3 protein-coding genes and 3 pseudogenes are annotated in these 7,327 nt (G+C 53.8%); 1 reads left to right on the forward strand and 5 read right to left on the reverse strand.

What is annotated here, in order from left to right:
- Window positions 1–533 precede the first annotated feature (533 nt).
- The 4 genes and pseudogenes from DFR77_RS12010 to parC all read right to left on the reverse strand — a co-directional run bounded on the left by DFR77_RS12010 (window position 534) and on the right by parC (window position 5,433).
- Window positions 534–1,286 carry a class I SAM-dependent methyltransferase gene (locus tag DFR77_RS12010; protein WP_003689730.1) on the reverse strand — a complete coding sequence of 251 codons (753 nt, stop codon included), beginning with the start codon at window positions 1,284–1,286 and terminating at the stop codon, window positions 534–536.
- A 99-nt stretch (window positions 1,287–1,385) separates the two neighbouring features.
- Window positions 1,386–1,562: pseudogene (locus tag DFR77_RS14725) on the reverse strand (helix-turn-helix domain-containing protein); the annotation flags it as partial.
- 87 nt (window positions 1,563–1,649) lie between these two features.
- A pseudogene (locus tag DFR77_RS12015) lies at window positions 1,650–3,110 on the reverse strand (sigma 54-interacting transcriptional regulator); the annotation flags it as partial.
- Window positions 3,111–3,129: 19 nt separating this feature from the next.
- Window positions 3,130–5,433 carry a DNA topoisomerase IV subunit A gene (gene parC / locus DFR77_RS12020; RefSeq protein WP_048654552.1) on the reverse strand — a complete coding sequence of 768 codons (2,304 nt, stop codon included), beginning with the start codon at window positions 5,431–5,433 and terminating at the stop codon, window positions 3,130–3,132.
- 148 nt (window positions 5,434–5,581) lie between these two features.
- Between parC and DFR77_RS12025 the strand changes: the two genes are divergently transcribed.
- Window positions 5,582–6,265: a 2,3-diphosphoglycerate-dependent phosphoglycerate mutase gene (locus tag DFR77_RS12025; RefSeq protein ID WP_003689726.1), complete on the forward strand. Its 684-nt coding sequence runs from the start codon at window positions 5,582–5,584 to the stop codon at window positions 6,263–6,265.
- 985 nt (window positions 6,266–7,250) lie between these two features.
- Here DFR77_RS12025 and DFR77_RS12040 read toward each other — a convergent pair.
- Window positions 7,251–7,327 (reverse strand): annotated as a pseudogene (locus DFR77_RS12040) (IS1595 family transposase); the annotation flags it as partial.

Genomic DNA, 7,327 nt, shown 5'->3' on the forward strand with positions numbered 1-7,327 from the left:
GAAAAAAGGCATTTTTTAAATGCCTGCTTTGCCGCGTCTGAAATCCGGTGAATTTTCAAATATTGAAATTCAATGGGTTGAAAATGAATTGTAAAAATGCTGTTGTCAATTAAAGTAGTATCTTGTCATTCCCGCAAAAGCGGGAATCCAGATCATTGGGTAGCGGCAATCTTCAAAAGTCGTCTGAAAAATCAGAAGTTCTAGATTCCCGTTTTCACGGGAATGACGGAATTTCAGACGGCATCCTCCCGCCCCGTCATTCCCGCGCAGGCGGGAATCTAGTCCGTTCGGTTTCAGTCATTTACGATAAATTCCTGTTGCCTTTCATTTCCGGATTCCCACTTTCGCGGGAATGACGGTTTGGAAGTTGCCTGAAACTTGAAAACAACTAAAACTGAACGAATCGGATTCCCACTTCCGTGGGAATGACAAACTTTAAGGTGTGATGACTTATCCAAAACAGTCGAAACGCAAAAACCGGTTTCTCGTTTGCATAAGAACGGCAAATTTTTCGGTGTCTTGTTTTATGGGCGTTATCCCTTGTCCGCTCCGTAGGGCAGGTAAACGTCGAAGCGGGTGCTTTTGCCGGTGTATTGGTAGGCGGGGGCTTGTCCGGCAAGGTGTTCGCCGAGGCGCGGGCGTTTGACGACGACGCGTTTTTTTGCCGTTTGGCGTGCGGTATGAAGGAGGACGACCTCATCTTGCGCTTCGCCGACAAGCCGGTGGAAATAAGCCATTTCTTTTTTGACGGCGGCACTTTTGCGGCGTTCGGGATACATCGGGTCGAGATAAACGATGTCGGGTTTGCCTTGTGTTTTAACAAGGGCAGGCATTTGTTCGGCGGCATTGCCGAAATGGAGGTTGATGCGCGCGGCGGTGTCTTGCGTTTCGGGATTGAGGAGGGCGCGGCGGATGCCGTCTGAAAGCAGGCAGGCGACGGCGGGATGTTGCTCGAAGGCGGTAACGGTCAGTCCGAGCGAGGCGAGGACGAAGCTGTCGCGCCCCAATCCTGCGGTTGCATCCCATACGGTGGGGTGCGCGGTGTGGTTGACGGCTTTGGCGATGAGTTCTCCTCCGCCTTTTGTGCGCCGGTATTGTGCCGCGCCGGAGGTAAAATCGACGATGACGTTGCTTTTTTCCCCGACAAGCCTGAGGCTGACGGTATCGTGTTCAGCAAGGAGGTAACTGCCTTGTTCGGGCGGTTGGGAAACGGGCACGAGGGGGAATGCCCGTATCAGGGTGCGGACGGCTTCGGTGGCGGTATCGTCAATGAGGATGTCGGTCATGGTGTATTGTGTCCGTTCGGTCGTGGGGCGAACCCGCTTCCCCGTGCCGTTTCAGACGGCATTTTTTCGGGTGGGCGGAGATGGTGCGGATGCCGTTTGTCAGTCTATGTTGAGGCGTTCCATACGGTAGCGCATAGAGCGGAAGCTGATGCCCAAGCGTTTGGCGGCTTGCGTGCGGTTGCCTTCGGTTTGTTTGAGGACTTGTCCGATGATGTCGCGTTCGATTTTGTCGAGATAGTCCTGTATCTGCATGGTATCGGGGTCGAACGGGAGAAGGCGGGACGGTGCGGCGGCTGTTTCAGACGGCAAGGTATCGGCAACGGGGACGGCGGTTTCCGTCCGGACGGGTTTGTGGTGCACATCTTGGATTTGCAGGTCGTCGATTTGCACTGTATATCCGACGCACAGGGCGACGGCGCGTTCGAGGATGTTTTCGAGTTCGCGGAAATTGCCCGGATAACTGTAATTCAGGAGCATCTGTTGCGCGGCGGGGGAGAGTGTGTAGGGCCGGTTGTTGTGGCTGTGTTTGTACAGGAGGTAGGGGGTGGGCAGCTTCAAATTTTCGCGCATTTCACGCAGGGACGGTATATTGAGGCTGACGACATTGAGACGGTAATACAGGTCTTGGCGGAATGCGCCGCTTTCGACAAGGGCTTCGAGGTTTTTGTGGGTGGCGCAGACGATGCGGACATCGACGGGCTGCTCGGTCGCGTCGCCGATACGGCGCACGGCTTTTTCTTGAATCGCGCGCAAGAGTTTGACCTGCATGGAAAGGGGCAGGTCGGCCACTTCGTCCAAAAATAAAGTGCCGCCGTCGGCGTGGCGGATGGCGGACATCGGGTTGCGGATTTCGTGGGCAAGGTTGGCGGTCAGTTGTCCGAGCGCGGCAAGTTTGACGGACAGGGCTTCCGCCTGAATTTCGCTTTGCGGGCGGATATAGAGGATGAGCAGCTTGTTCTGCTTTTTGTTCATCGGCACGGCGCGGATGCGGGCGGTCAGTTCGGGCGTGTCGATATGGTGTTCGAAGGTGCGTGAGGATGTTTTATCCCATAAGATGGCGACAGGGTCGAACAGGGAGGTATGCTGTCCGATTTCAAGCATGGGGAGCAGATCTTTTGCCTTTTTATTGAACAGTATGGTCTGATGCTCGACGTTGATGACGACGACCGCTTCCTGAACGCGGTTGAGCACGATTTGGTTCAAGCCCCTGATACGGCGGTAGGCGACGTGGTTTTCATGGGCAAGTTTGCCGGCACGGTCGATGTATCTGACCGACAGCGAGGCAATCATAGCGACGAAATAGGAGCCGGCTACGACGACGAAGGTATTGGTGACGGTTTTTGCATCCAGAATCAGCGGATACATATTGATATTGCTGTCTGCAAGGGCGTTGAATATCAGCAGGATGGATGCATAGCTGGCATAGAGCAGGGGATAACGCCCGTAACTGAGTAGGCAGGAGCTGCCCACGAAGGGCAGGATCAGGATGCCGAACCCCGAATCGATGCCGCCGAACAGGTAGGTCAGCACGCCGATCATCGTGATGTCGGCCACGGCGCTGAAACTCGGTATTCTCAAAGCCTGCCATTGCCATTGCCATTGCGGGTTGAGGGTGGAAAAGAAAATCAGCCAGCAGGCAATGGCAAGCCACAAGTAAAACGCCCACGCCGTCCATGAGGCGTGCAGGTTCGCACGGCTGCCGGTTTCCAGCCCGAGGATGTGCATAATCATCAGCGGGAAAACGATGGCGACGCGGATGATGTTGATCAGATTGGGAATCCGGTCTTTGAGTTTTTCAAGTTCGCGGGGGTTGGAAATCACCATAATATGTGCGGAACCGGGTTTATTTGGGGGAAGAAAGCTGTTTCAGGCTGCCCGATATGGGCAACAGTCTGCCTTTTTTGCCGCGTTTTGCCTCAATCAGGGCGACGGGGAGGCGGTCTTTGTGCGCCGCGCCGCGCCTGCCTTCGCTTTCAATCAGGATTTCCGGCTCGGAAGAAACGGCGGTATGCGTCATCGATTCGCCGGCGTTTAATCCGATGATTTGCAGTCCTTTGCCTTTCGCCATAATTTTCAATTCGCCGATGGGGAAGGCGAGGGCGCGGTTTTGACTGGTGGCTGCAATGATTTTGCAGTCGGGGTTGATGAACGAGGAGGCATAGACGGCAACCGGCGGCAGGACGGTTTCGCCGCTGTCTGCGGTCATCACCACTTTGCCCGCTTTCACGCGTCCGACCATATCGCCCAGCTTGGCGATAAAGCCGTAGCCGCCGCTGCTTGATAATAAATAATGTTGTTCCGGCAATCCTGTCAACATCGCGACGGGTTTCGCGCCGTTTTGCAACTCGATTAAGGAGGAAACCGGTACGCCGTCGCCGCGTCCGCCGGGGATTTCGGCGGCATCGATCGAGTAGGTTCTGCCCGATGAATCGAGGATGACGACGGGTAAAACAGTGCGGCCTTCAAGGGTTTGTTTGAGGCGGTCGCCTTCTTTGAACGCGGTTTGGCTCAAATCGAGATTATGTCCGGCACGGCTGCGTATCCAGCCTTTTTCCGACAAAATCAGCGTGATGGGTTCGTCGGCGGCGGTTTGTGTCAGCACGGCGCGTCCGGCCTCTTCCACCAGCGTGCGGCGCGCGTCGCCGAACTGCTTCATGTCCGCCTGCATCTCTTTGATAATCAGCTTGCGTTTTTCGTTTTCGTCGCCCAAAAAGATATTCAGACGGCCTTGTTCTTCGCGCAATTCGTTCAATTCTTTTTCGAGTTTGAAACCTTCCAAACGCGCCAGCTGACGCAGGCGGATTTCCAAAATGTCTTCGGCTTGGATTTCGGTCAGCCCGAATGCCGCCATCAAATCGGCTTTCGGGTCGTCCGATTCGCGGATGACTTTAATCACTTCGTCGATGTGCAGAAAGACTTTCAGACGGCCTTCGAGGATGTGCAGCCGTTTTTCCACTTGGTTTAAACGGAATTTCAGACGGCGTGTTACGGTAACGATGCGGAAATCCAGCCATTCCTGCAAAATCGTTTTCAGGTTTTTCTGCGCGGGGCGGTTGTCCAAACCCATCATCACCAAGTTCATGGACACATTGCCTTCCAGCGAAGTTTGCGCCATCAGCGTGTTGATGAAGGTATCGGTATCGATGCGGCTGGATTTCGGTTCAAATACAAGGCGCACGGGATGTTCGCCGTCGGACTCGTCGCGCACGCGGTCGATTAAATCCAGCATCAGCTTTTTGGTATTGAGCCGGTCTTGGTTGAGCTGCTTCTTGCCCGCTTTCGGTTTCGGGTTGGTTTGCTCTTCGATTTCGGCAAGGATTTTGGCGGAGTTGGCGTTCGGCGGCAGTTCGGTTACGATGACGCGCCACTGTCCGCGCGCCAATTTCTCGATTTCATAACGCGCACGCACGCGCACGCTGCCCTTGCCGGTTTCGTAAATACGGCGCAATTCGTCCGCCGGCGTGATGATTTGACCGCCGCCGGCAAAATCGGGAGCAGGAATATATTGCATCAGGTCGGCGGTTTCCAGCGTCGGTTTCTTCAACAGTGCAATCGCCGCCTGCGTGACTTCGTTCAAATTGTGCGACGGAATCTCGGTCGCCATACCCACCGCGATGCCCGACGCGCCGTTGAGCAACACCATAGGCAAGCGGGCGGGAAGGTGCAGCGGCTCGTCAAACGCGCCGTCGTAGTTCGGCATAAAATCCACCGTCCCCTGATTGATTTCGGACAACAGCAATTCCGCAATCGGCGTCAGCCGCGCTTCGGTGTAACGCATCGCCGCCGCCCCGTCGCCGTCGCGCGAACCGAAGTTGCCGATGCCGTCGATTAAGGGATAGCGCAAGGTAAAATCCTGAGCCATGCGCACCATCGCCTCATAGGCGGAACTGTCGCCGTGCGGATGGTATTTACCCAAAATCTCGCCGACCACGCGCGCCGATTTCACCGGCTTCGCCCCCGCCGTCAAACCCATATCGCGCATGGCAAACAAAATGCGCCGCTGCACGGGCTTTTGGCCGTCTGAAACTTCAGGCAGCGCGCGGCCTTTGACCACGCTCATGGCGTATTCGAGATAGGCGCGTTCGGCGTATCGGCCGAGCATCAGCGTGTTGGAATCGGTATGGGAAGCGTGCGGTTGCGTATTCATTGTGTATGCGGAATGTAAAGCAAAGGACATTATTGTAAATCAAAATGGCAAACCATAGTGGGTGCCGTGCCTGAATCTGAATCAAATACGGGAAATGTGAAAATATGTTATAAATAAAGCTTTCCCACTTTCACACATTGGAGACGATATGGAATTGGTATTTATCCGCCACGGACAAAGCGAATGGAACGCGAAAAACCTGTTTACAGGCTGGCGCGACGTGAAGCTGAGCGAGCAGGGGCTTGCCGAGGCCGCCGCCGCCGGTAAAAAACTGAAAGAAAACGGCTATGAGTTCGACATCGCCTTCACATCCGTCCTGACCCGCGCGATTAAGACCTGCAACATCGTTTTGGAAGAATCCGACCAACTGTTCGTACCGCAAATCAAAACATGGAGGCTGAACGAACGCCACTACGGCCGACTGCAAGGTTTGGACAAAAAACAAACCGCCGAAAAATACGGCGACGAGCAAGTCCGCATCTGGCGGCGCAGCTACGACACCCTGCCGCCGCTTTTGGACAAAGACGACGCGTTTTCCGCACACAAAGACCGTCGCTATGCCCATCTGCCTGCCGATGTCGTACCCGACGGCGAAAACCTGAAAGTAACGCTGGAGCGCGTATTACCGTTTTGGGAAGACCAAATCGCCCCCGCGATTTTGAGCGGCAAACGCGTCTTGGTAGCGGCGCACGGCAACTCCCTGCGCGCGCTGGCAAAACACATCGAGGGCATTTCCGACGAAGACATCATGGGCTTGGAAATCCCGACCGGCCAGCCGCTGGTGTACAAATTAGACGACAACCTGAAAGTCATCGAGAAATTTTACCTGTAAGGGTGCGAAATAAAAAATGCCGTCTGAGGGCTTGAGCATTTCAGACGGCATTTTTGACGGTAAACGTAGGGAGGGCTTCAGCCTGCCAATTAATAATCGAAAAAGAAGAAACAGTAACCGCAGGGTGGGCTTCAGTCCACTAATTGACAAGCAAAAATGAAGAAACGGTGGGCTGAAGCCCACCCTACGCAATTACGCAACTGTTATCGCGGGAATGACGGGATTTTAGGTTTTTGTTTTTCTGTTTTCGTGTGAAGGATGGGTTTTAGGTTGCGGTCATTTATCGGAAAAGCAGAAACTGCTCCGCTGTCATTCCCGCGAAGGCGGGAATCTGGAACCTCTGAATTTTCAGACAACCTTTGAATATTGCCGCCGTCCCGCGTTCTGGATTCCCGCCTGCGCGGGAATGACGATTCATCAGTTTCCCGAAACACCCGAAAAAACCGAAATCCGACAGGCAGGATTTTTGCTTTCGCGGGGATGACGGGATTTTAAGTTACGGTCATTTATTGGAAAAGCAGAAACTGCTCCGCCGTTATTCCCGCGAAGGCAGGAATCTGAACACGTCCGTAGGGAAACCTATATCCCGTCATTCCCACGAAAGTGGGAATCCAGGATGCAGGGGAAACCGTTTTATCCGATAAGTTTTCGCACCGAAAGGTCTGGATTCCCGCCTTATATGATGCGCTCTACGCGGGAATGACGGGATTTTAGTAATCGTAGGGTGGGCTTTAGCCCACCAATCAACAACCCAAAATGAAGAAAAAACGGTGGGCTGAAGCCCACCCTGCGCAACTAAAAATTACCAACTACGCTTTTTCATTTATTCCTCCCAAACATGACCATCTATGAGGCGAACCTTGTTGCAATAGATATTTGCTAGAGATTGAGCAGCGGATAGTACTTCTACCCCAAGGCAATTCCATTCATATCCTTTTTCTAATGGTAAAACTACTAAAATAGTAGGGGCTGTACTAGATTATCCCTAAATTCCACACCGATCCCGCAGGATTTTTAGCTGCCGGGACGGTGTGCCGAAGTTAAGTCGAAATTCGCATTCCC

It is taken from the genome of Neisseria gonorrhoeae (genome assembly GCF_003315235.1).
In the GTDB taxonomy this organism is placed as follows: domain Bacteria; phylum Pseudomonadota; class Gammaproteobacteria; order Burkholderiales; family Neisseriaceae; genus Neisseria; species Neisseria gonorrhoeae.

Coding starts and splice junctions, on each gene's coding strand:
- DFR77_RS12010 (WP_003689730.1), bottom strand. CDS start 1,286: ATGACCGACATCCTCATTGACGATACCGCCACCGAAGCCGTCCGCACC.
- DFR77_RS12025 (WP_003689726.1), top strand. CDS start 5,582: ATGGAATTGGTATTTATCCGCCACGGACAAAGCGAATGGAACGCGAAA.
- parC (WP_048654552.1), bottom strand. CDS start 5,433: ATGAATACGCAACCGCACGCTTCCCATACCGATTCCAACACGCTGATG.